The sequence below is a fragment of the Pseudomonas sp. FW306-02-D09B genome (assembly GCF_058782685.1).
In genome coordinates this window covers 482,051-504,193 of the sequence record NZ_JBYSXY010000001.1, presented here as the reverse complement: position 1 = coordinate 504,193, position 22,143 = coordinate 482,051, and the positions used below count along the sequence as shown (strand labels likewise).

Here is a 22,143-nt window from a genome sequence, read left to right as displayed (position 1 = left end):
GGGTAATGCCGGCTGGCGCAAAGCGCGTTGAATGGTAAGTCCTATGATTGCAGTTTCTCAACCCAAGGCTTCGAATTGTCGAGGGAGGGAAGCCAGTGTCCACTTCTGGCCGATTCTGTTGAAAAAGTCGGCTTCGGTTTCCACGGCAGAAAAGTACGCGTCTGAGATTGAAATCTGAACTTTAAGCAGAAGGTTCAGGGCTCAGATTTGGCGTAGCGGCGTGCAAAAAAGGCATTTTCACCGCTCAATGCATGGGCAGTCTGGCCGGGTCGACTTTTTCAACACTATCGGCCGATTGCTGTCTATCGCGAAGGGCTGATATCGGCCATGACTTACCCATCCAGCGCCGAACCATCTCCCTTGCCCACCGACAGCAATCCAACCTCTCGGAACGCATATTTCGGGAGATACGCATTCGGTCCATTTTCCAAAAGGTTTGCCTTGATCAAGGCGGCATCCACACCGATTTCGTGTAACAACACAGCGTGATAAAGATACGCGAGAGCCTCGGATTTCTTCACGAGGTCGATCATGAATTCCCGGTAATCGCTCCCATCCCGCTGACCGCCGAAATGCGACATGTCGTTCCGACGGTCGGCGCAAGATTTGCAAAAGACTTCCATCCGCTTGCGCTCGAAGCCGAGTGGCAATGCGGAAAGGACGTCCATCAATCGTTCTTTCAACGACGGTTCGCCCGCGTGTTTCAGTTGACCTTCGAGCCATCGCTTGTCATTGCTGCCACTGATTTGATCCAGTATCCGCTGGATCTTGGCATCGAGCTTGGTTTCCTTCGCCTTGTCTTTGTTCTTCCGGCGGTGCAATGACTCAAGCCCCCAGATCAGATTCACAAATCGGTGCTCGACATACATCTTCATGCCGCGCCGGATGCCCAGATAGAGATAGAACCCCGGCCCGAACTCCTCCCGCTTACGGCGCAGCGCCGTCACGATCGAACCGAAGTTACTCTTCACCTGAATGTAATTGACCCAGCATTCGTCCCACGTTGGAGCCTTGGTTGATCGCTCGAACCCTTCGTAATAATAATGGCAGGCCATCTTTCCGATGATCAACCGCGGCCATTCCAACGAAAATGTCGTTCCGGTTAGCAGGATAAATAGCTCCTGCAACCGCGCATATTCCTCTTGCATTTCGAGCAGCGTGCGCGCCCGCTTCGGCTTGACCCGAAGGTTCACGCTTTCCACGAGATTGAGCTTGTCCGTGCGATGCACGAACTTTCCAGGCCACGGACCAGTGATGTCGTAACGCATCGTCAAAGTGCCGTCGTCCAACTCATGGATATCGGCCTTGGGCACCCGATGTTTGGCCGAGATACTTTGCCGGGTTCGTTTGACCTCGATATTTCCCAGCCGCAACCACTCTTCCAGGCCAGTTAGCTCGACGTCAAGCGCGCTAAATTGGAGCGGGCGTGTGGCCGGTGGAAACGATCTATCCGTCACAAGGCAATGCGAGGCGGCGAATCCCTCGTGTGAAATGCCGTTGGAGCGAAACTGCCCGCCACGTCGTCGCAGACCTAGCAACAAAACGTTTCGGCCACTAGCCTTGAGCTTTCCTTGGATGGCTTTCTCCAACGGGAATTGCTGTCCCTGCGCCCCGATGCCCGCCATCGGACCGCCTTCGCTGCTTGCGAAATAGCCATCCAGTTCAAGATATGCCGCACCGTTCTCTTCAATGGTCAGAGTGCCAACAACGCAACTGTCCGGGGCAAATTGATTCGCCGGCAGAGGATCATCGTGCCACCAGAACAATCCCCGCTCTTCGAGTATTTTTTTTGTCATGCGTATCCCCGAATGATGCCCGGAAAACGGGCAGGTATTTATTGCGAGCTTACGACGAGTTCTCTTCTTCCTTCATTTTTTCAGAAGTTACGAACGTCTGCTTCGCATCACGGTGAATGGCTCTTCTGGGTTTTGGAAGTGACCGAAAGCGAGGGGCAATCTTGCCCTGCCGGTTACAGCCCTTGGTCGGAGTGCACAACCTGCGACATATACTTGCGCCGTATCTGCCGCGGATGCTGACTTCACCCCTTGCGATCGGACACTGACGCCGCGGGTTTTCGGGATCTTGGCTTGCGCTTGGTCGCGGGAGCTTGCCGAAGCTGCGTCAGGTGCTGCTCCAGCGTATCGGCACGAGCCTGCTGCGCTGCGGCGCGTTGCTGGGTTTGGCTGAGCTCGGTCTGAATCGACTCCAGCCGCTGTTGCAGCTGCTCGACCTGCCGCCCGACCTCCTTGAGCTGCGCCGCGGTAGCTTTGCCCTCCTCGCGGGCACGGTCGACCTCGCGGTGCGCACGATCCTCGACCCCACGGACGTAGCTCTCCTGCGCCACGCGCTCCTGCTCGGCCTTGAGCCGCAACGCCTGCAGCTCCTGCTGTAACGCCTGGTTGTGCTGCTGGGCCTCGCTACGCTCGTGCAGCAACCCTTCGCGCTGCTGTTGCAGGTCTTCGATCTGTATCTGGCGCTGCGCCAACAGCAGTTCCAGGTCGGCCAGGCGCAACTCCGCCGCCTGGCGCCCCGCCACGGCGTCCGTCGCCTGCTGGCGAAACTGCGCGGCATCCTGGCGCGCCTGGTCCTCGACCGCCGCTATTCGTTCGCGCTCGGTATCCAGCACTTGACGCTGCTCAGCCAAGGCCTGTTCGGCGACGCCTTGCGCCAGGAGGATGGCTTGCTGCCACACCGCGACGAAGGCCTGCGACACCTCGCCGGGGAGTGTCGGCAAGCGGGTCTCGCCGCTCAGCCGTTCCGCCAGGCGTGCCCACCATTGATCGAGCAGTCCGCCAACCCGCGCCGGGCTGCCGCGTCCCAGTTCCAGACGCACCCGTTCGACCGTCGGCCGCTCACCGCGCGCCAGCACCGTATCCGCGGCGGCGAACACGTCGTTTTCCGGTACTCCTACTGCCATGGCGCAACTCCGGGTAAATTAGGTCTGATAATAGAATGTTATCCGACGTTATTTTTTAAACTCTGAAATTATAATACGTTGAACGTAATAGAAATTACAGATCAGTTGGCCTTGGTCGACGAAACCCCGCTGGACCCGCATTTCCTGGCGCTTAACGCGCAGGAAGCCGCGGCGGCGTTTATTGCCGCCGGTACCGCGGCCAATACCGTGCGCAGCTACCGCAGCGCCCTCGCCTACTGGTCGGCCTGGCTGCAACTGCGCTACGGCCAGGTACTGGGTGATACTGCGCTGCCGCCGGCCGTGGCGGTGCAGTTCGTCGTCGACCACCTGGCCCGTCCTCTGGCGGACGGCAACTGGGCGCACCTGCTGCCGCCGTCGGTCGACGCTGCGCTGGTGGCGGCGCGGGTCAAGGCCAAGCCCGGGCCATTGGCGTACAACACCGTCAGCCACCGTCTGGCGGTGCTCGGTAAATGGCACCGGCTCAACACCTGGGACAGCCCGACCGAAGCGCCGGCGTTGAAGACTCTGCTGCGCGAAGCGCGCAAGGCCCAGTCGCGCCAGGGAATAACCGTACGCAAGAAGACCGCGGTGGTGGTCGAGCCGTTGCAGGCGCTGCTCGCCACCTGTGCGGATGGCGTGCGCGGGGTGCGCGATCGCGCCCTGCTCCTGCTGGCCTGGAGTGGCGGCGGCCGGCGGCGGTCGGAAGTGGTCGGCCTACAGGTGGGCGATGTGCGCCAGCTGGATGCCGACACCTGGCTGTATGCCCTGGGGGCGACCAAGACCGACACCGGCGGCGTGCGCCGCGAGAAGCCACTGCGCGGGCCCGCAGCGCAGGCGCTGACCGCCTGGCGCGAGGTAGCGCCTGCTGACAGCGGCCCGCTGTTCCGCCGGCTGTATAAAGGCGGCAAAGTTGGCACCCAGGGCCTGTCGGCGGATCAAGTGGCGCGCATCGTTCAGCGCCGAGCGAAGATGGCGGGCTTGGAGGGAGATTGGGCAGCGCACAGCTTGAGGTCAGGCTTTGTCACCGAGGCCGGTCGCCAAGGCGTGCCACTCGGCGAAGTGATGGCTATGACCGAGCACCGTAGCGTCAGCACAGTGATGGGCTATTTCCAGGCGGGATCGCTGCTAGGCAGTCGGGCGAGCCAATTGCTGCCCACCGCCCAGGAAGATGATGGCGGGAATTCCGAGCTATTGGCGACTGGTGATTCGCATTAAACCCAATCCGTTCGCGACAGGGTTTGCCACGGCTTCGAGCCCGCGCACAACATCCATAGCACCTGCCTCCTCAATCAGCCCGCCATCTGCATCAAAGTCGGCCCAGCAGGCCGCGCCCTTAAAGCTGATTCTCAGTCATTGGCCTGGAGCGCGACTACCGGGTCCAGATTACAGTTGCCTTCCTGATGCATTCGATCTGTAATCGACGATACCCTGACAGCGCCCGGAAGCGGCGTAATGGTTCATTACCGCACGTCATAGCCCTGCCGCTTGGGTAACCCAGGGATGGGCAACTAGCAAGCACGCCGATGGAGGATCTGTGGATGACGACACTACGTCGTACTTGCGGCCGAGGGTTCATCACACCCTTGCGGCCCACGGCTTACCTGCTACACCCTGATCCCGATGAACTCAGCCCAGCACAGGTGTCCCACCAGGTTGCGCATGGCTTCGCTTTTGCGGATGTTCAGGCCCTATTGTCGGCCACCACCCAGTGCGGTGAACAACAGGTCTGGAGGCGAATACTCGGGCAGCCCCAGAGCCGACAACGGCCACGGCGCAGGCAGCGGCCTGCCTGGCTAACCCCACAGCAGAGCGCCATCGCCCTGCACTACGCCTGCGCCGTGGAACTTGCCAGCGAGGTCTTCGGTTCGCTGACACTTGCTGAAGCCTGGCTGGTTCGACCCTGCTTCTATTTTGGCGGAGAGTTACCGCTCGACATGTTGACCAACGCTGTGGGCTTTCAAGCCCTCAAGGTGTATTTGCAGCAAGTCGCCTATGGCGTTTATGCCTAGCCTGGTCGATGACTACAGCCCATGATCCACAAACTTGAGCATCTCAGCCGTACCAATGCCCAAACTCCTGGACGCCCGCTCTGGACTCAGAACAGTCCTGGGAATTCCTGTTGCGGCAAGCCCTAGGTCAGGGCAGCTATACAACAAGCTGCCTGGGTTTGGCGTTTCCATCAGCGTGGTTTCCTTGAGTAGCACACACGACCATTAAAGCGCCATCGGCGCCATTGCGAGACAGTAAATGTTGGCGCTGAGGATTACGGCAGTTGCAGCGAAACTTGTAAGACGACTTCCGCAGGAGCGTCACACCACGGTCATCTGGAAAATAAATCACTTCAGATCTACAAATTACAAAAAAATCTTGCCCTCCGGAAACATAATATTCCAAGCGTGCCAATATAGTCAGAAAAACCAGCACTGCTTCACGGTAGCTCCAACTTGTCAGCAAGGGAGCCGACTCCTTATTCTTTGAATCTTTGGGCGAGAAGTCATGAAAATCACTGCCTGGGGTCGGCCACATATTATAAGACGTTTTCAGGCATAGAAGAATAAATGCCACCGTTAGGGGACAGAACGGTCTTGTCCTAGGTTGGCCATCAGGATAGCCTGCTATTTCGCACCCCTCCTTGTAACACCTCATATGTTTGCCCAAAAACCTGACTTTCAAACGGTTCAATATTTCACGTTGCGAATGCAACCGCAGATAATCAGCCAAATGAAATGGGGAGTCAGCCCGGTACAAGCGGTCATGTAGATAGGTTCTGAACCTGCTGACGCAAGCAATCGGTGGCGAAAATTCTCGGTACCCTGACAGGCTTTCAGGGCTACGCATATCGAACAGCCGTTCACCTGGGCCCGAAAGCTCGGCACGCGCAAGACTTGACTGGTAATAGAGGCCGCTGTAACTGCTCTCCGCAGTGTAGAGGCCATAAATCTCCCGGTACCAGCGAGCTTGGGCACTACCAAAGTAATCTAGCGCAATCTGTAGCTTAGGTGAGCGGCGCATCCTTATCTCACGGCGAAGTCCGATGTCTTGGAAGCCGCATTTACTGCAAACCTCGAAAGAGCGAGGTATGCTCTGAGCAGCACTAAATCCCTTATAGAAATGTCGCCTACAGCCGTCGCAGGCCAAGCTCAACGCACGCTTATGTAAAGGGCACACGCGATGCAGGCAGATTGAATTAAATACGGAGTGATAGCCAAATCTTAGACATTCAACGCAGAAAGCTAGGACAGCTATTGGACTATCCAGGGCACTCACCGGCGCGTGCATCCAAGGCAAATGATCCGTCACCCTTGGCAGGACGTCGTCTAGGCTGCTTTCAATCTTACGGGTGATCAGCCATTGACTTCTGTCATCATTTACCATCCCTCCTCCGAGTCTTTTCGCTAGCTCGGGCAAAGAGATGAAGTTGCTATGTGACAACTTTAAATAAATCGAAAAAATCGATTCATATGGCATGGGCCCACATTCCGGATAATAGAGATTCTTCATTTCTAAGTCTTCACGTCGGTTACGTTCTTGCAAAACTCCTTAAAGTTGCTTTCGCGCACGGCCTCTTCAATCAAGTCTTGCGGCACACTTAGTGCGCCTGAATCTTCATCGCTCAATATCAAAAACAAATAGGCGATCACCAGAGCGACATGCTCCATGGGTAAGTTATTAACGTATTTTCCGGCGGCGAAGCGCGACATCTCACGCCAGACATCAGCAGCAATGCTGGTTAGTCTAAACCCCGCTGCATAAGCTTGTGGAAGCACGTTTCTAGTAAAGCTGTATCCGCAAAGTTTCTCTTCAGCACAGTCATCATAGAGTTTGAGTACCTCATTTAACTGGGCTATTGTGGTGACGCCATACAATGGCCGGATATCAGACAAAAACCTACCAATGATATGTCTGTCATCATTACGAAGAAAGTCCGCAACAACCATTTCGATGGACGGCATCGCAAATGAAATGACGGTCATGGTTATTTTGTCGGCGCGTAATTTATTGTAAATGTCCGCCAGCTGTTTGTAGTCAGCAATCGAAAGCCTTGAAAGCTCATCGATCAGGAGCACAATCTGCTTCGCATTACGTAACTCAGCTCTAGTCTTAAGACGCTCCAGCAACATCGACTGACGCTGGACAAAAGTCGTTCTCGCTTTGGGAAGAATACCTTCCTGATCGATGAGCTGGTGAACAATTGAGGAATAGCGGGGCGAATCAGCATCCTTATTTATCGCGGGTATCATGACAACGTACACATTCGGGAAACGCTTAGGAATCTCCTCAAGCAACGCTTCGCAGCACACGGTTTTGCCCACCCTTGGCTCGCCAGTATAAACCACGCCTGTCTTTCGCATTAGTACTTTGAAGCAGGCATTCTGAACCACGGCCAGCAAAGTTGGGGTATTCAATCTATATTCTCTACTTAGTATAGGATGAGAATGTTCCATGAGTGCCTCCTACTTGAGAATGTCCAGGTTTTTCCAGCGTTCGCTCACGGCCGGCTTCTGTAATTCGTCGTTCTCCGCAGAGTCTTTCATAGGTGCTTCAATAACCTGCCCCCTGCTCTCCACGCTGAGCCGCTGCAATTCACGGTTATTTGCGGGACTGGAGTTTGTTCTCATGTGCCTGCGCCAGGCGAGCAACGGGTTCTCGCCTTCCATGATTTCAAATTCGCGCTTATAAAGTGCTCGGTTCACTAAGCGCCTAGTCGTCACGCTGTGAACAATGTTGCGCCATGCTGCTTCAACCGTTAAGACGCCGAAGAAGATCCCGCTAGGCAGATAAGCTTCGACACTTCGATAATCGCTTGGCGTGATTCGGATCGTAAGTGTAGTGCCTATGAGACCTGCGGCATTTGCCAAGTCTGGGCTGGTATAAATGGCTTGGTCGAGCTTTATTCGGGGTCTGATACCCTTCTCCATATTTCCAGTCACCCGGGCTGTTCGAGAAGTGCTGCCCAGAGCGATACTGTTTAAATAAGCCTCGGAGGATGTGGTCAAGAGAGCGTGTCGATCATTACAATAGGCTAATAAAACTTCCAAAGGGCTATTTGCTTTGTTCAATCCGCCTTGGGGGATGCCATTATAATTAGCCGTGTAGACATCCATCACCTCTAGTGCATCATCAACATCGATTTGATAATAGATAGCCGCTTTCTCAGGCGATTCGGCGCGTCCGTTTTCAGGAGACGATCCGGTTGTGGATTCAATCTGGTGCATAACCCTCGAAGAAATCCGCTTGAATAGAGCCTCGACTTTAGATCTTCGTGCTGGTTGTTTCAGAGGCCCGAAATTTATACCAAACCCAATAGCATGCAGAGCTAGTTCATACACCTGGTTCGCATGGTGCTGCATCGCATTATCTAAACATACCGCCCCCCAGGTATGGTTTTTTAGTGCTGGGATAGAATAACCCGGCATACCTGCTGAGTCGGAGTACTCCAGATCAAATACATGTAGTATTTGCCGAGGTGTCCAGCAACCGGTGTAGGCCTCGCAGATCAAATCTACCAAATCTTGCGCTCTTATCTCACTGGAAAACACGAATTTTATAGCCAGTACAGCGTTGCTTCTCCTGCACACAGCTGCAATCATCCATATGCGGCTTATCACATCCTTAGTTTTGATCCGCCTGTCTCCGGTGATGTTCAAGACAAAGAATGCATCTACATGATACGAATCGATCTCGATAAGATCGAAGACATCATAGTTGTCAAAAAGCGGGGGGCATCCGGTACCAGCTCTGGAATGGGTCAAGGCAAGCCTGCCTCCTGTAGCAAGTGCGGCCCTTTCAAAATCGCTTTCCAAGATCTCATTTATGTATTTTCTTATTGTTCTACTCGCGCCACGTGGCTGATTGAGTGGCCACTCATTTGCAACCACTCCCTCGGCTTCGCAGATGTTACAAAAGACTGCGCACAGATGCTTTTTATCGTAGCGAGATCCGTGCCCAAACCTAAAGTCCTTGCGAAGCACTTCAGGCACAAATTTCTCAGCTATTTTTGGATATTTTCCAAGCGTATAACTGAGAGCACCGGAAAGCCCACCCTGTGCTTCAGTGTGTTTATTAGGTAGCGCTTTTCGCCTGACGTTTGAGCTCGTGCGGGAGTGCGGTACCAGACCCGCTTCGCCTAGAAACACCCCCTCAACCAGCATGACAGTATAACGCTTGAACATTCTGGTCAGTTCACTTTCACTTATGCCGGTATGCTCTCGAATGTCTCGTCCGGTATAGCCATCCAGCCTCATATCAATCGCTTTTTTTCGCCTGAGGAAAAGCTCCCGGTCCTCCTCATTCATGGCGGTGCTATCTACCTTTTTATACCCAATAAAAATAATCTTTTCCTTCGTAATTTTAGTGCTCATTAGACCTCCACCGAGTATCTTGGCTGAAAAAGCCAAGCTCGAAATCGACAGAGGTCACACGCTCCAAAAACAGGCGCGCAAAGGTCACTAAAACTAAATTTCGCTCAAACTCAGGCAATGCTGACAAAAAGCTGCGCAACGTCCCCGACCGGGTTCTCAAAATATAGTTAATCGCTTTTTCGCGGAGCGCCGCTGGGATATATAGATTCCTGCTTCCTGCGAGAAAACTTGCCAATTTCAGCAGTGGGAGTACATGATCTCGCCTGGGCGTCCAATCGTTGTCGTTGAACTCCCTATACTTATATCTGTAGTGGCTTGCCGCTATGACCTTTTCTGAAAAACACTCAGTGCACCCTTCCGCCTGCAAGTAGTGCAGTTCGTTATTCCCTTCCACAGGAACAACCTCGACGTGATAATTTAAAATCAATCCAGGATTCTGATCGAGCTCAATTACGCCGGATTTAAAGCTAAATGTTTTAACATAGGGAGAAAATTCTAGAAACAACAGCCAATGCGCCAATTGCCTGTCGGTCGAAAGCAACAAAACCTCATCGGCTTTGCAGCTGTAAACGGCCCAAAGGTTTCCAAAGTATTGTCCGCGCTTGGTAAAATATGACGTCCTGCTGCGTTTAGGCATAGCCACCCCCAATTATAGGTTGTGGATATGCTGATCCTTATCTCAATTCCTTATGATTGGGGCATTCCAAGAAAGTCCTTGACCATAACGATAGTCACCGTTTCTCTACAGTGCAAGGCGGCAGATAATCTCTAAAAGCTAATAGAGGTGATAAAAATAATAGTCTGCCTCTATTTAAATAATTACCTACTGTTATTTTTTTGCGATGACAGCTAGGAGAAAAATCAGCGTCAAAAAACTAGAATCCAGTTTAGCTAGATGGATTTAGCATTTGTTTTTTAAACTATTTTCTATTTAGGAGGATTTTGGAGATTTTCTTCCGGGTGCTACCCGTAAACCATAATTTGTCTGCATTGACCATACACCTTCCGAATCAAGCAGTTGCTAGTCATGTCTCCGGTACCTTCTCAGCTTCAGCTACCCGCCATCCCTGTATGCCCGGTTTGAAAACCATAAGGCTGCTTCCAGGGAACGCCATCTCAAATCTCAACCGTCCACTCCGACCATCGCTCCTGACTCCTAACTGACGCAGCGATGAGCGAACTCGGCATAATTGCTCCAGGCTGATTCAGGATTGATCCAAGTGCCTCTAAAACTGAACCGGTCTCTGTGATCATCCTTGACCGTCTACAATTTCCTCCCAAGAGTCAGCTGCACCAGACCAACTCCCCCACAGTTATGAGCGAGGGTGCCACCTGAGCAGCTCTGCGGCGCTAGGTGCTCTGGCTCAATCGTCTGTGGCAGCATAGCGGTAGGATTTTTCCATGGGGCGACTGGCTTACGCCAGTGATGCATCGTTCGTAGGAGAAGCTGTCTTTAGAGCCGTCATGACGCACCAGTCGCAACCCACGCCTGCCAGTTCGTTTCTCTCGATACGGAAGTGCTCAACGCCCACTCCGATCTTTCGCTCTGCGTCAGGGTGCAGGGCCAGCAACAGATGCAATTTTAGCTTATGTACTTTCACAAGTAATTTTCCTGCCCCCTAGGTATGCTCCGCGTTTATTGTCTATCACTGAACCGGGATTCCAGCCCCAAGCCTCTGCTGCCGAGTCGCAGCTTATGGAGCCGTATCCTCAAGGACGTTTGAACAATGAGTACCCCTGCGCTGGACATCAGCAGCCTGACGCCACTGCCTTACCACCAGCAGGTGGTCGATTACCTGAAAACCAGTGAACCCACCGTTTGGGGTTGGGCCTCGTCCCTGGGCGTTCAGCAGGAACATGCTCAGGATGTGCGGGCACAATTGCTGCGAGACACCTATCGCCTCAGTCCCGAGACTCACCCACAAGCCTATCAGGCCTGTGAAACGGCGTTGCAGCGCTTGCAGATCCAGGCACCCGCCACCCTGTACCAAGCCGGCGATGGCGCGATGAATGCGAGCCTTTATTACCTGGCCGGTGAGGTGCATGTGGTGTTTTACGGGCCGATTCTTGAGCGTCTCGACGCCCAGGAGTTACTGGCGCTGCTGGGGCATGAGCTGGCCCATTACCGTTTATGGTCGGAGCACGACGGTGACTATCTCACCGCCGAGCGAATTCTCAATCACGCGATGGCCGATGTGTACACACCGCCAAGCCTGGAGCAGACCGCACGCTTATATAGCTTGCACACCGAAATTTACGCCGACCGCGGCGCAGCCCTGGCGGCCAGTGGGCCAGAAGCGTCAATTACCTCGCTGGTCAAGGTGCACACTGGGATTGTCAGTGTCGATGCGGCCAGCTATCTGCAGCAGGCACGCGAGCTGGATGGCAAGGAGGCGCAACTGTCCCGGGGCGTGTCGCATCCGGAGACTTTTCTGCGTTCCCAAGCGGTGGACAACTGGTGGCGGCAGCTCCCGGATACGGATGCCTGGTTGCACCGCCGGTTGCGCGGGCCGTTGTCGCTCAATCGTCTGGATGTGACCGACCAGGTCGAGCTGACCGCCCTCACCCGCGGCTTTATCGCCAGCTTTATCGGCGTAGCGGTGTTGCAGTCGGAGATTGTGCTCAATCAGGTACGTGGTTTCTTTCCCGATTGGAAGGACAGTGAAACGCCGCTGGACCTTGGCACGCTGAATGCTGATCGTATCGACGCAAGTATCCACGAATACCTGCACTTCATCATGCTCGACCTGAGCCTGGTGGACCGTGATCTGCGTGATGAAGCATTGCTGCATGCCGCGCGCACCGCGAAAAAACTCGGCAGCGCCGACGACTTTATCAGCGTGCTCAAGCGCGATATCAAATTTCCCAAACGTGAGCTCGACCCGATCGTTCGCGCGCTCAAAGCGGAGGTCGACACATGGACCCAATAACCCAACCCGTCACGCTCACTCAATTGCTGCAGAGCCACGATGGCGTCGCCGTACCCATCGACGATGTGTTGTTCCTTGCATTGCCGCTGCTGCGTCAGGTTGCGCAACTGCATGAGTTGGGGCGTGTCGCTCAGCTCAGTTACCTCGACGTCCTCCAGGGGGCAGACCGAACTCTGCAATTGCGCAACCCCGAGGGCGTGCCGCCGCGCCTGGCTCTGGAGGCGATCAAGCAGGTGCAGCCCAATCCGGAGTCGGCGCTTAATATCGTCGGCAAGGTCCGCCTGACCCGGGATTCTGAAATTGGCGTGGCCATTACCAATCTACAAGTCCAGGAAGACCCGCACCAGCCCATCGATTACCCGGTGTTCCTGACGGACTTGCACAGTTGGGAGCATCGCCTCGGGCATCACGACGAAATCACCGATATTTTCCAACTCGGCCAGTTGCTGGCGTGCCTGGCCTGCGGGTTGGATTTTGCCGATATCAACGACCTCAAGACGTTTGCCCGGAACCGGCGCAACCTGTTCCAGCTCAATGGCCGGCTCAACCCGGTGCTGGCCAATCTGATCGTTGAGATGACTGAGCTTAACCGCCATGAGCGCGCCACAGATGTCAGCTCGCTGACGCGGCGCCTGGAGTCCTGGCGCGAGCAACCGGCCAGTCTGGATGTTGAGCGTATATTGGCCCAGGCCGAAGGCCCGGCTTCGCGGCGCACTGTGGTGCTGGAGCACCTGCGTAACCGGCTGTTCGACCTGTCGCGTCGAAATCGTCTGCTGTACTTTCGGCCGACCCAAGCCAACGTCAATCTCACTGTGGCCAGCGTACCGCTGGTGATGCGTATTGAAAGCATCCGCCCCGAAGCATTGTGCACCTGGCAGCCGACCTTCGGTGGTTTCTCTGAGCAGGTACTGAACGGCAAGCCCGTTGGTCTGCAACAATGGCTGCGGTTTGAAGACCAGACTTGGTTGCATGCGTCCCTGGAACGCATCATCCAGGAAACCCGCCGCGACCGCGCCGAGTTCGGCTTCAGCAACTTGCGCCTGGTGGTGGCCTTCATGCGCTGGCACAACCTCAAGGACACACCGGAAGAGCGCATCGTCACCCCGCTGCTGTGGCTGCCGGTGGAACTGAGCCGCAAAAAAGGTGTGCGTGACCAGTTCATGTTGCAGTGCGATGAAACCGAGGCAGAATTCAACCCGGTACTGCGTCATCAGTTGCGCCAGCTCTACGATATCCAGTTGCCGGAAACCGTCGACCTGCAAAAGACCTCTCTGGAAGACATCCACGCTGATATTGCGCGTCAGATCAAACTGACCGAGCCTGGCGTCGAGTTGCGCCTGCAAAGCAAACCGCAAATCGAACTGATCCACCAGAAGGCTGTGCAGCATCTGCACCACTTTCAGCGTCGCCGCGCCCGTCAGCGTTCGGCCATGCCCTTGGTGAAGCCGGATTTCAGCTACGACCGCGAAGATTACCGCCCGCTGGGCCTGCAACTGTTCCAACAAAAGGTACTGCCCAGCGAGTTGCCGCTGCGCCTTGCGGTAGGTGCCAAACCCTCGTTGCGCACCCAGCATCCGCAAATGGTCGCCAACAGCACCGAAAACAGCACCTTCGCCATGCCCGAGAATCACGGGCACCGCTACGCCTGGGACATCGACCTGACCCAGGTGACCCTGGCTAACTTCAACTATCGCAAGATGTCGCTGGTGCGCGACTACGCGCAGTTGATCGACGAGCCGGCCCAAAACGAAGCGTTTGACCGGATGTTCTCCATCGAGCCGCGGGAGGTCGAAGTCCAGTCCCCGGACCCGATCCCGCTGCCCGAACAATGGAACGTGGTGGCCGGCGACGCTACGCAGAATGCCGCCGTCAGCCTGGCCCGCACCGGACGCAATTTCATCATTCAGGGACCGCCGGGCACCGGCAAGTCCCAGACCATTACCAACCTGATCGCCGACTACGCCGGTCGGGGCCTGCGGGTACTGTTTGTCTGTGAAAAGCGCGCGGCGCTGGATGTGGTATTCCATCGCCTGCAACAAAGTGAACTGGGCGAGTTGTGCTGCCTGATCCACGATTCCCAGACAGACAAAAAGGCCTTCGTGGGCAACCTTCGCGAGTGTTATGAACGCTGGATTACCGGCGATGCCCAATCACCGCAGTTGCAAGCCCGGCGCTGCGCCACACTGGCCACCCTGGACCAACAGTTAGGCCTGATCGAGCGCTTTGAACAGGCCATGGCCGGGGTGCCGGAGCCCCTCGCCTGTTCGGTGCGTGAACTGGTCCGTCACCTGATCGAACTGCCGGCCGTTGCTGCAAAGCTGCCACCCGAAGCCTTGGAACGTTTGCCTGAATGGCGTCATTGGCAGGCACAAAGTGAGCTGACCGGCCGCTTGTATCAGACGATCAACGAACGTTTCGGGCTCGACAGTTTTGCGAGCCACCCTTTCAGCAACCTGGCCTCAAGTCTCATTACCCACGAACATGCCTATGGCCAGCTCAAGGCGTTCCTGGATGAGGCCAGCGGGCTGATGGACAGTGTCGAGGAGCTTCTGGAGTCATCCTCCAGCCTGCTGTCCGGGGACACTAGCCTGGCGGATGCGCGCGTGCTGACCCAGGCAGCCGAGCAACTGACCAGCGCCAACCTGGCATCGCACCTCGACCTGCTGGAACCGGGTTCACCGGGTTCCCTGGCGCTGCACGCCGAACAGTCGGCTTTGCAAACGCTGACCGTGCAAAAACACAACGCCGGTGAAACCACCCGCCATTGGCGCGACAAACTCTCGCCCCAGGACACCCAGGCCGCCCTGAATCTGGCGCAAAGCCTGGAAGGCTCGCTGCTGCGTTGGCTGCAACCGTCTTGGTGGCGGCTGCGTGGCGAACTGCAACGGCGCTATGACTTCAGCCAGCACGCGATCCGCCCCAGCTATCGCAGCATGCTCGACAACTTGGCCGGCGAACACCGCGCCACCGCCGAGCTGCAGGCCGAGCGTCAACGCCTGCAAGGTCGCTACGGCATCCCGGATATCGACCTGTTTGTGCAAAACCTGCAAGCCCTGCTCCAGCAACTGAGTGCATCACCGTTATTGCGCCAGTGGGTCGAAGGCTTGCGCGGCAACCCGGACGCCTTGCCCGGCGTGCGTCAGGAAGCCGGCCTGCGCCAGGCGGTTGCACGTCTGGCCGAACTGGTTGCGCAACACTGTGTGTTCGAACCGGCGCTGAGCCTGGGGGAGCTGGCCGAATACCTGCGCGACCTGCGCGAAGAACTCGACGAACTGCCCGACACCCTGCCCCTGCTCAATGAGCTGCACCAGGCCGATCCCGTCTGCCTGTTGGCCGTACAACAGCACGCCCTGGCGCAACGCACGCTAGACGGGTTGATTGCCCAAGAAAACCTGACCCGCCTGTATCGTGCCAACCCGCAACTGGCGCGCTTCGACGGCCCGGCTCTGAGCCTGGCAGCTCGTCAGGTCAGCCAGGCTGAAAGCAATCTGCTCAAGCACAACGCCCATGTGCTCAGCGCCACGCTGCACCAGCGCTTTCTGGAACATGTGAAGCAATCGGCGATGTCGGTGACTCAGCTAGACGCCCAGGCGCGGGAGTTCAAGAAAGCCTATGCCAAGGGCCGGCGCGAACTGGAGCATGAGCTGGGCAAGACCATGCGCTATCGCTCCATCCGCGAAATGGCAAGTGGCGACAGTGGTCGGGTGATCAACGACCTCAAGCCCATCTGGTTGATGAGCCCGTTGTCGGTGTCCGACACTCTGCCACTGACCCCGGACCTGTTCGACGTGGTGATTTTCGACGAAGCTAGCCAGATCCCCAGCGAAGAAGCCGTGCCGGCCTTGAGCCGTGCGCAGCAGGTGATTGTGGTGGGTGACGAGATGCAATTGCCACCGACCAACTTCTTCTCCAGCGCGGGCGATCAGAATGATAACGAACTGATTGCCATGGAAGACGGCGAACAGATTGCGATCAACCTCGATGCCGACAGCCTGCTGAGCCAGGCCGCGCGTAATTTGCCGGCGACCCTGCTGGCCTGGCACTACCGCAGCCGCCATGAAGCATTGATTAGCTTCTCCAACGCGGCATTCTACGAAGGGCGCCTGATCACCATTCCCGACCGTCGTATCGAGCGCCCTACCCCGGCCCATGCCGCCGCCCTGGACTCAACGGATGCCCAGGCAGTGACCCTGGGCGCCAACACGCTGCTCGACAGCCCGATCAGCTTTTTGAAGATGAGCGATGGCGTCTACCTCAGCCGCAGTAACTTGGCTGAAGCGCGGTATATCGCCAATTTGGTGCGTGAACTGTTGCAACGTGAGACCGGCCTGAGTCTGGGCATCGTGGCCTTCTCCGAAGCCCAGCAAGGCGCCATCGAACAGGCCCTGGAGGACTTGGCCACCAGCGACTCGGCCTTTGCCACACGCCTTGAACGCGAGTACGTGCGTGAAGACGCCGGGCAGTTCAATGGCCTGTTCGTCAAGAACCTGGAGAACGTTCAGGGTGATGAACGCGATGTGATCATCCTGAGCATCTGCTACGCCCCAGGACCGAACGGCAAGATGCTGATGAACTTCGGCCCGATCAACCAGCGCGGCGGAGAAAAACGCCTCAACGTGATCTTCAGCCGCGCGCGCAAGCGCATGGCGATCGTCTCCAGCATTGAGGCAGAGGCCATCACCAACACCCATAACGACGGTGCCTCTGCACTACGCGCTTTCCTACAGTTCGCCCAGGCCAGCGCCAGTGGGGATGCGCCGCGTTCCCAGGGTATCCTCGCCAACCTCAACCCAGGCGCCAAGCAATCCTTTGCCGTCAGCCTGCCCAAGGACAGCCTGCGCGGCGCCCTCGCCGCCGCGTTGCGCAAGCGCGGGCATATAGTGCACGAATATGTCGGACGTTCGCAGTTCCGCTGCGACCTGGCGATCAGTGACGCCAGCGGTGAACACTTCAGCCTCGGCGTGCTGTTGGACGGCGATATGGCGGCCGCGGCTAACGTGCGTGAGCGTTATATCTTCCGCCCGACCGTGCTGCGCAGTTTCGGCTGGAAGATCATTGACGTGCTCAGCCATGACTGGCTGCGGGACCCGGAAGAAGTGCTGAATCGTATCGAAGCGCTGCTACGGGGTGAAGAGGCACCCGCGCTGCCTGAGCCTGAACAGGAAGTGGAACCGGTTGAGGTCGAGCCGCCGCCAACCACTGAAGCGGCGACCACGATGCGCGAGTTCACCTTTGGTGAAGGTAACTCCAACAAGTTCTGGCGTATCGGCGTCATGGAGGCTGAGGTGATGGTGAACTTCGGTCGCATCGGCACCAAGGGCCAGACGTTGGTCAAGTCCCTCGACAGCCCCGAACGTGCATTGCGCGAAGTGGAAAAGCTGATCGCGGAGAAACTGCGCAAAGGGTATCAAGAGCTGGCGGGCCCAGTGACACAGGGCTGAGCTAAGCCGATGCCCCTCTGGCGCCAAGAACCCCTGCCAGTTGTTCAGCGCGTAACCCGACACCCCGAGAGGGATCGGGTAACGCGCTGCGGCTGTCCCGAAAAGGGGACGAATCTATATCGCCCACAAGTTAAGTCATGTGTCAGAGCGGAACTTCCTTTTGTGTCACCGGCGCCTGAAAAACAGACTTTGCCACTAATGAGCAGATTCCAAAGAAATCAATAGCATGCGCGCCCTACCTTCACGGTTCTTGAGGTTTGAGCTTGCTGCATCTCCGAGTTCACAGACGTAAAAACCAGAGATGCTACAGACTCGCTGATCCGGCTCGTCGCTTCAGATAACGCATCTTTCATAGACGCGAGAGATGCATCGCATCAAGACCGGCGCAGCGAACTTCGTCTGCGGGGCATCGAAGGACTCTATAGATCTCAGAAATCACCTGCATCGTTGCGTCTTCGATCGTTCCTTCATTACGGCATAAAGCCCAGCCGTGATCTGCAATCGCTCGCTCGAACGCCTTGGTACAAGCGACATGTTCTTCCAGCTTATGGATCACCGTACTGCTCAGCCCACGGCGTCGTGCCGCTGCCCTCGCCCATGAAATATCAGGGGTGGTGACAACCCCGATATGCAGGTCTGGCACTCGCACGTTTCGATCAATGTTCAACTGTAGAATCTCTGCAAACGGGATTATCCGGCGAAACGCGGCATCAGACGGGTACCAGCGATCAATCAGGATGATGCTGTCTGGTGGCTGTTTAGCCAATACGTGCTGGGAAATCCAGGTACGGCTATCAGCAAAGCGCTCACAAACCCGTAACTCTAATTCCCGGGTGGGATTTCTGACGAGTTTGTTCACGAGGGCCATTGTTTCACTTCGATAGGGATCGCTTTTTTTCTCGCAAAGTCGGATTACCTTTTTGTTGTCTGCCCTCAGTACTTTCGTGACGGCCTCCAACAGTGTGGTTTTGCCGGCTCCCTTGGGCCCATCTAGAGAAACAAACAGCGCACGATTCATTCTTCACATAACGATTGATTTACGGTTTTTCTTGCCCTGTTCGTTCGCTGTAATCGCTTGGCGCGATTACGCGAATCGAGTGGAGGGCCCTTATGAACAGATATTGATGAACACTCTAACCCGGTTCTGTCTAGCGGGCCTCAAAATCCAGGGTTACAGCTGCTTATGAACATCGGTCTCAGCCGCTTCAGACTCGAGCGGGCGACACGATGATTTTGACGTTGTGCTCCTTGTTATTGACCAGTTCCTCGAAGCCCTGCCCCACGATCTGCTCCAACTGAATCCGCCCAGTCACCAGCGGAGTGATGTTCAGCCGGCCATCAGCGATAAAAGCGATCACATCAGCGAACTCGCCGTTATAGGCCAGCGCACCCAGCACCTGTTTTTCGGTAGCTACCAACTCGAAAAAGTTGAACTCGCTGGGCTCCTCAAAGATCCCTACCAGTACGCATTTGCCGGCCTTGCGGATCAGATCGATCGCGAGCTTGGCGGTGTGTTTGTTGCCGATGCATTCGAAGCTGACATCTGCCCCGAGCCCACCCGTCAGGCGCCGTACCTCAGCCAAGGCATCGCATTCATTGGGATCAAACACATGGGTCGCCCCTACTTCCAGGGCCTTGGCCTTGCGCGCTCCAGACATTTCCAGAGTGATCACCTGAGCTGCACCGGCAGCCTTGGCGCACATGATGGTGCACAAGCCAATGGTGCCTGCACCAACGACTACAACGTTCTGCCCGAGCAGGCTCCCGGCTTTTTTCACCGCGTGCATGCCCACCGCCAGGGGCTCGATCAGTGCCCCGGCTTCAGCAGGAAAGTTCGCCGGCAACTTGTACAACAGGTTGGCCGGCACGTTGACCAGTTCGGCGAAGGCACCATTATTCATCAGCCCGGTGAACGCCAGGTTCTCGCAGATGTTGTACAGCCCGTGGGTACAGTAGTAGCAAGTGCCGCAATGTTGGCAGGCATCGGCCGCCACCGGTTCGCCGACGCTGAACCCCTGAACACCGGCACCGAGCTCGACGATTTCGCCACAAAACTCATGACCGAGAATGCACTGGCCCTTGATCCCGGTCAGCGGGTGTGGTGCGTCAACCGGTATGAACACCGGCCCAGCCACGTACTCATGCAGATCGGACCCACAAATGCCGCACCACTGCACGCGGATCTGCACCCAGCCGGCAGGTGGCGCTATTGGCAGCGGAACGTCTTCGACACGGATATCGTGGCGGCCGTGCCAGACAGCGGCACGCATACTGCGTTGCGGATTGATTGAAATGCTCATAGCGAAATCTCCTTGAAATAGTTACTCCTGGCACCCCGCGAGAGGTCGCCAGGAGGGGCGTCAATGCTGTTGCACAAAGTCCAGAATCAATCGATTGACTTGCTCGGCCGCTTCCATCTGCACCATGTGCGCCTGACCTGGCAGTACCTCGACCTGGGCCTTAAGCCCGGCGCTGTGGTTCGCCGGAATAATCGCGTCGTCACTGCCCCAGATCAGCAACACTGGTTGCTGGCCGTCCTGCACCACGCCGCGCAGATCGAGCTGTTGCGATCCGTCTTTGAACACGCCTGATACCAGCAGGCGCAGGGCCGCGCCCACTCCTTCCAGGCGCTTGTACTTGAGCATGTCTTCGAGCATCTGCCGGTTGACCAGCTCGGGATTGGAGAACAGTTTCACCAACTGTGGCTTGAGGGCATTGCGGTTGGCAGCCTCGACAAAACCTTCCAGGTAATCGCCGTTGATGCCCTCCCCCAGACCTGCGCTGCCGATCAAGATCAAGGACCGTACCCGCTGCGGTTCCAGACGCGCAATGTTCAGCGACACCGCTCCGCCCATGGAATGACCCACCAGATGCGCTGCGGGAATGTCCAGGTGATCAAACAGTGCCAGCACTATGCCGCTCAGCTCATCCAGGTCTCCGCGCTCAAGCTGCTTGGTAGACTCGCCATGGCCCGGCAGGTCCAGGGCAACCACCCGGCGCCCGGCGGCCAATGCTTCATGATTGAACATCCAGTTATTCAGGTCACCGCCAAAGCCGTGCACCAGCACCAACGGCACCCCGCCTTCGCCGCGCTCGAAGTAACGGATCAACCGCCCGTCCAGCTCGACTTTTTGCGGCTTCGGCCCGAGGTCCTCCTCGGCGTCGTCCCCGGGCACGAACGTGGCCTGAAACTGCTCGACGACTGCATCGATCTCGACCTCGCTGGCCTCGCCGTCGACCACGATGCCGAGCAACGCACCCACTGCGAGGGTTTCATCCTGGCGGGCGATCTGCCGACGAAGCACCCCGGAAAAAGGCGCCTCGACACTGCTGGAGATTTTGTCGGTTTCGACATCCAGCACTTCGTCACCCTTGGCGATGACCTGGCCTTCCTCCTTGAGCCAGACATCGACCCGGCCCTCGGTCATGGACAGGCCCCACTTGGGCATGGTCAAGGTATGGATCTGGCTCATGAACGCTTGCTCCACTCGATCAACTTGAGCACGGCGCTTTCGATCTTCGCCGCGTCGGGAATGTAGAGGTCTTCCAGGGCATCGGAGAACGGTACCGGCGTATGCGGAGCAGTCACCATCTCGATCGGCGCCTTGAGCGAGGCGAATGCTTTTTGCGCCACCAAAGCCGAAATATCAGTCGCCATGGAGCAACGCGGATTGGCTTCGTCGATGACTACCAGGCGTCCGGTCTTCTCCACACTTTCCAAAATACTGTCTTCGTCCAGCGGGCTGGTGGTGCGCAGGTCGATCACCTCGCAGTCGATGCCGCGCGCGGCCAAATTGCGCGCGGCGTCCATCGCGGTGTTGACCGTGCGGCCATAGGAGACCAGCGTCACATCCTTGCCGTCACGCAGGAAGTTGGCTTCGCCGAAGGGGATGGTATAGAGCTCTTCCGGTACTTCACCCTGCATGCTGTAGAGCATTTTGTGTTCACAGAAGATCACCGGATCGTTGTCGCGGATCGCCTGGATAAGCAAACCTTTGGCGTCATAAGGTGACGACGGGCAGACCACTTTCAGCCCTGGAATGTGGGTCCACAACGAGGTCAGCATTTGCGAGTGCTGGGCAGCGGCCCGCAACCCGGCACCGACCATCGTGCGGATCACCAGTGGCGTGGAGGCCTTGCCGCCGAACATGTAGCGAAACTTGGCCGCCTGATTGAGGATCTGGTCCAGGCAGCAACCGGCGAAGTCGACGAACATCAACTCACATACCGGGCGCACGCCACAGGTCGCGGCGCCCACTGCAGCACCGACATAGCCCAACTCCGACAATGGCGTGTCCAGCACTCGTCCAGGGAATTGGTGATAGAGGCCCTTGGTCACGCCCAGCACCCCGCCCCAGGCGTCGTTTTCACCGGGGGCACCGGCACCGCCGGCGACGTCCTCACCCATGATGAACACGCTGGGATCGCGGCGCATTTCCTGGGCCAGAGCTTCGTTGATTGCCTGCTGATAACTGATTTTTCTCGCCATGATG

The 22,143-nt window shown here is 56.8% G+C and carries 14 protein-coding genes and 1 pseudogene; 4 read left to right on the top strand and 11 right to left on the bottom strand.

Annotated elements, in window-relative coordinates; genetic code table 11:
- Positions 1 to 332 precede the first annotated feature (332 nt).
- Both AC3WK5_RS02430 and AC3WK5_RS02425 read right to left on the bottom strand, forming a co-directional pair.
- Positions 333 to 1,796, bottom strand: coding sequence for an ApeA N-terminal domain 1-containing protein (locus AC3WK5_RS02430; RefSeq protein ID WP_103318905.1), 1,464 nt, complete (start codon positions 1,794 to 1,796; stop codon positions 333 to 335).
- A 242-nt stretch (positions 1,797 to 2,038) separates the two neighbouring features.
- The gene (locus tag AC3WK5_RS02425) at positions 2,039 to 2,917 is read right to left on the bottom strand and encodes a DNA-binding protein (protein WP_103318907.1); all 879 of its coding nucleotides are present in this window, start codon (positions 2,915 to 2,917) and stop codon (positions 2,039 to 2,041) included.
- A 78-nt stretch (positions 2,918 to 2,995) separates the two neighbouring features.
- Between AC3WK5_RS02425 and AC3WK5_RS02420 the strand changes: the two genes are divergently transcribed.
- Entirely contained in the window at positions 2,996 to 4,132 is a 1,137-nt protein-coding gene (locus AC3WK5_RS02420) for a site-specific integrase (RefSeq protein WP_103318909.1), read from the top strand.
- A gap of 323 nt (positions 4,133 to 4,455) precedes the next feature.
- A complete protein-coding gene (locus tag AC3WK5_RS02415; protein WP_158248923.1) occupies positions 4,456 to 4,926 on the top strand; it encodes an MbcA/ParS/Xre antitoxin family protein in 471 nt (156 codons plus the stop codon).
- Between the two features lie 136 nt (positions 4,927 to 5,062).
- Here the strand turns inward: AC3WK5_RS02415 and AC3WK5_RS02410 are convergent, their stop codons facing one another.
- The 5 genes and pseudogenes from AC3WK5_RS02410 to AC3WK5_RS02390 form a co-directional block, all read right to left on the bottom strand.
- A complete protein-coding gene (locus tag AC3WK5_RS02410) occupies positions 5,063 to 6,418 on the bottom strand; it encodes a hypothetical protein (protein ID WP_146039830.1) in 1,356 nt (451 codons plus the stop codon).
- Positions 6,419 to 6,420: 2 nt separating this feature from the next.
- Positions 6,421 to 7,362, bottom strand: a complete 942-nt coding sequence (locus AC3WK5_RS02405) for an ATP-binding protein (protein WP_103318913.1) — start codon at positions 7,360 to 7,362, stop codon at positions 6,421 to 6,423.
- A 9-nt stretch (positions 7,363 to 7,371) separates the two neighbouring features.
- Complete coding sequence (locus tag AC3WK5_RS02400; RefSeq protein WP_103318915.1) at positions 7,372 to 9,279, bottom strand: hypothetical protein; 1,908 nt, start codon at positions 9,277 to 9,279, stop codon at positions 7,372 to 7,374.
- Positions 9,269 to 9,916: a hypothetical protein gene (locus AC3WK5_RS02395; protein ID WP_103318917.1), complete on the bottom strand. Its 648-nt coding sequence runs from the start codon at positions 9,914 to 9,916 to the stop codon at positions 9,269 to 9,271. The genes AC3WK5_RS02400 and AC3WK5_RS02395 overlap by 11 nt, the downstream gene beginning before the upstream one ends.
- A gap of 713 nt (positions 9,917 to 10,629) precedes the next feature.
- Positions 10,630 to 10,880, bottom strand: a pseudogene (locus AC3WK5_RS02390) (DUF3223 domain-containing protein).
- Positions 10,881 to 11,006: 126 nt separating this feature from the next.
- Here AC3WK5_RS02390 and AC3WK5_RS02385 point away from each other — a divergent pair.
- Positions 11,007 to 12,209, top strand: coding sequence for a M48 family metalloprotease (locus AC3WK5_RS02385; protein ID WP_103318921.1), 1,203 nt, complete (start codon positions 11,007 to 11,009; stop codon positions 12,207 to 12,209).
- Positions 12,197 to 17,650 (top strand): AAA domain-containing protein, encoded by a 5,454-nt coding sequence (locus tag AC3WK5_RS02380; protein ID WP_103318922.1) that lies wholly within the window; start codon positions 12,197 to 12,199, stop codon positions 17,648 to 17,650. The genes AC3WK5_RS02385 and AC3WK5_RS02380 overlap by 13 nt, the downstream gene beginning before the upstream one ends.
- A 349-nt stretch (positions 17,651 to 17,999) precedes the next feature.
- Here AC3WK5_RS02380 and AC3WK5_RS02375 read toward each other — a convergent pair whose 3' ends face one another.
- The 4 genes from AC3WK5_RS02375 to AC3WK5_RS02360 form a co-directional block, all read right to left on the bottom strand.
- A complete protein-coding gene (locus AC3WK5_RS02375; protein ID WP_103318925.1) occupies positions 18,000 to 18,668 on the bottom strand; it encodes a dTMP kinase in 669 nt (222 codons plus the stop codon).
- Positions 18,669 to 18,855: 187 nt separating this feature from the next.
- The gene (locus tag AC3WK5_RS02370; protein WP_256585284.1) at positions 18,856 to 19,920 is read right to left on the bottom strand and encodes a 2,3-butanediol dehydrogenase; all 1,065 of its coding nucleotides are present in this window, start codon (positions 19,918 to 19,920) and stop codon (positions 18,856 to 18,858) included.
- A 90-nt stretch (positions 19,921 to 20,010) separates the two neighbouring features.
- Complete coding sequence (locus AC3WK5_RS02365; RefSeq protein WP_103318929.1) at positions 20,011 to 21,123, bottom strand: acetoin dehydrogenase dihydrolipoyllysine-residue acetyltransferase subunit; 1,113 nt, start codon at positions 21,121 to 21,123, stop codon at positions 20,011 to 20,013.
- Entirely contained in the window at positions 21,120 to 22,139 is a 1,020-nt protein-coding gene (locus tag AC3WK5_RS02360; RefSeq protein WP_054597393.1) for an alpha-ketoacid dehydrogenase subunit beta, read from the bottom strand. Before AC3WK5_RS02360 ends, AC3WK5_RS02365 begins: the two co-directional genes overlap by 4 nt.
- Positions 22,140 to 22,143 lie beyond the last annotated feature (4 nt).

Excerpts from the sequence above, each read along its gene's own strand:
- AC3WK5_RS02430 (WP_103318905.1), bottom strand. The coding sequence starts at position 1,796 with ATGACAAAAAAAATACTCGAAGAGCGGGGATTGTTCTGGTGGCACGAT.
- AC3WK5_RS02425 (WP_103318907.1), bottom strand. The coding sequence starts at position 2,917 with ATGGCAGTAGGAGTACCGGAAAACGACGTGTTCGCCGCCGCGGATACG.
- AC3WK5_RS02415 (WP_158248923.1), top strand. The coding sequence starts at position 4,456 with ATGACGACACTACGTCGTACTTGCGGCCGAGGGTTCATCACACCCTTG.
- AC3WK5_RS02410 (WP_146039830.1), bottom strand. The coding sequence starts at position 6,418 with ATGAAGAATCTCTATTATCCGGAATGTGGGCCCATGCCATATGAATCG.
- AC3WK5_RS02405 (WP_103318913.1), bottom strand. The coding sequence starts at position 7,362 with ATGGAACATTCTCATCCTATACTAAGTAGAGAATATAGATTGAATACC.
- AC3WK5_RS02400 (WP_103318915.1), bottom strand. The coding sequence starts at position 9,279 with ATGAGCACTAAAATTACGAAGGAAAAGATTATTTTTATTGGGTATAAA.
- AC3WK5_RS02395 (WP_103318917.1), bottom strand. The coding sequence starts at position 9,916 with ATGCCTAAACGCAGCAGGACGTCATATTTTACCAAGCGCGGACAATAC.
- AC3WK5_RS02385 (WP_103318921.1), top strand. The coding sequence starts at position 11,007 with ATGAGTACCCCTGCGCTGGACATCAGCAGCCTGACGCCACTGCCTTAC.
- AC3WK5_RS02380 (WP_103318922.1), top strand. The coding sequence starts at position 12,197 with ATGGACCCAATAACCCAACCCGTCACGCTCACTCAATTGCTGCAGAGC.
- AC3WK5_RS02375 (WP_103318925.1), bottom strand. The coding sequence starts at position 18,668 with ATGAATCGTGCGCTGTTTGTTTCTCTAGATGGGCCCAAGGGAGCCGGC.
- AC3WK5_RS02370 (WP_256585284.1), bottom strand. The coding sequence starts at position 19,920 with ATGCGTGCCGCTGTCTGGCACGGCCGCCACGATATCCGTGTCGAAGAC.
- AC3WK5_RS02365 (WP_103318929.1), bottom strand. The coding sequence starts at position 21,123 with ATGAGCCAGATCCATACCTTGACCATGCCCAAGTGGGGCCTGTCCATG.
- AC3WK5_RS02360 (WP_054597393.1), bottom strand. The coding sequence starts at position 22,139 with ATGGCGAGAAAAATCAGTTATCAGCAGGCAATCAACGAAGCTCTGGCC.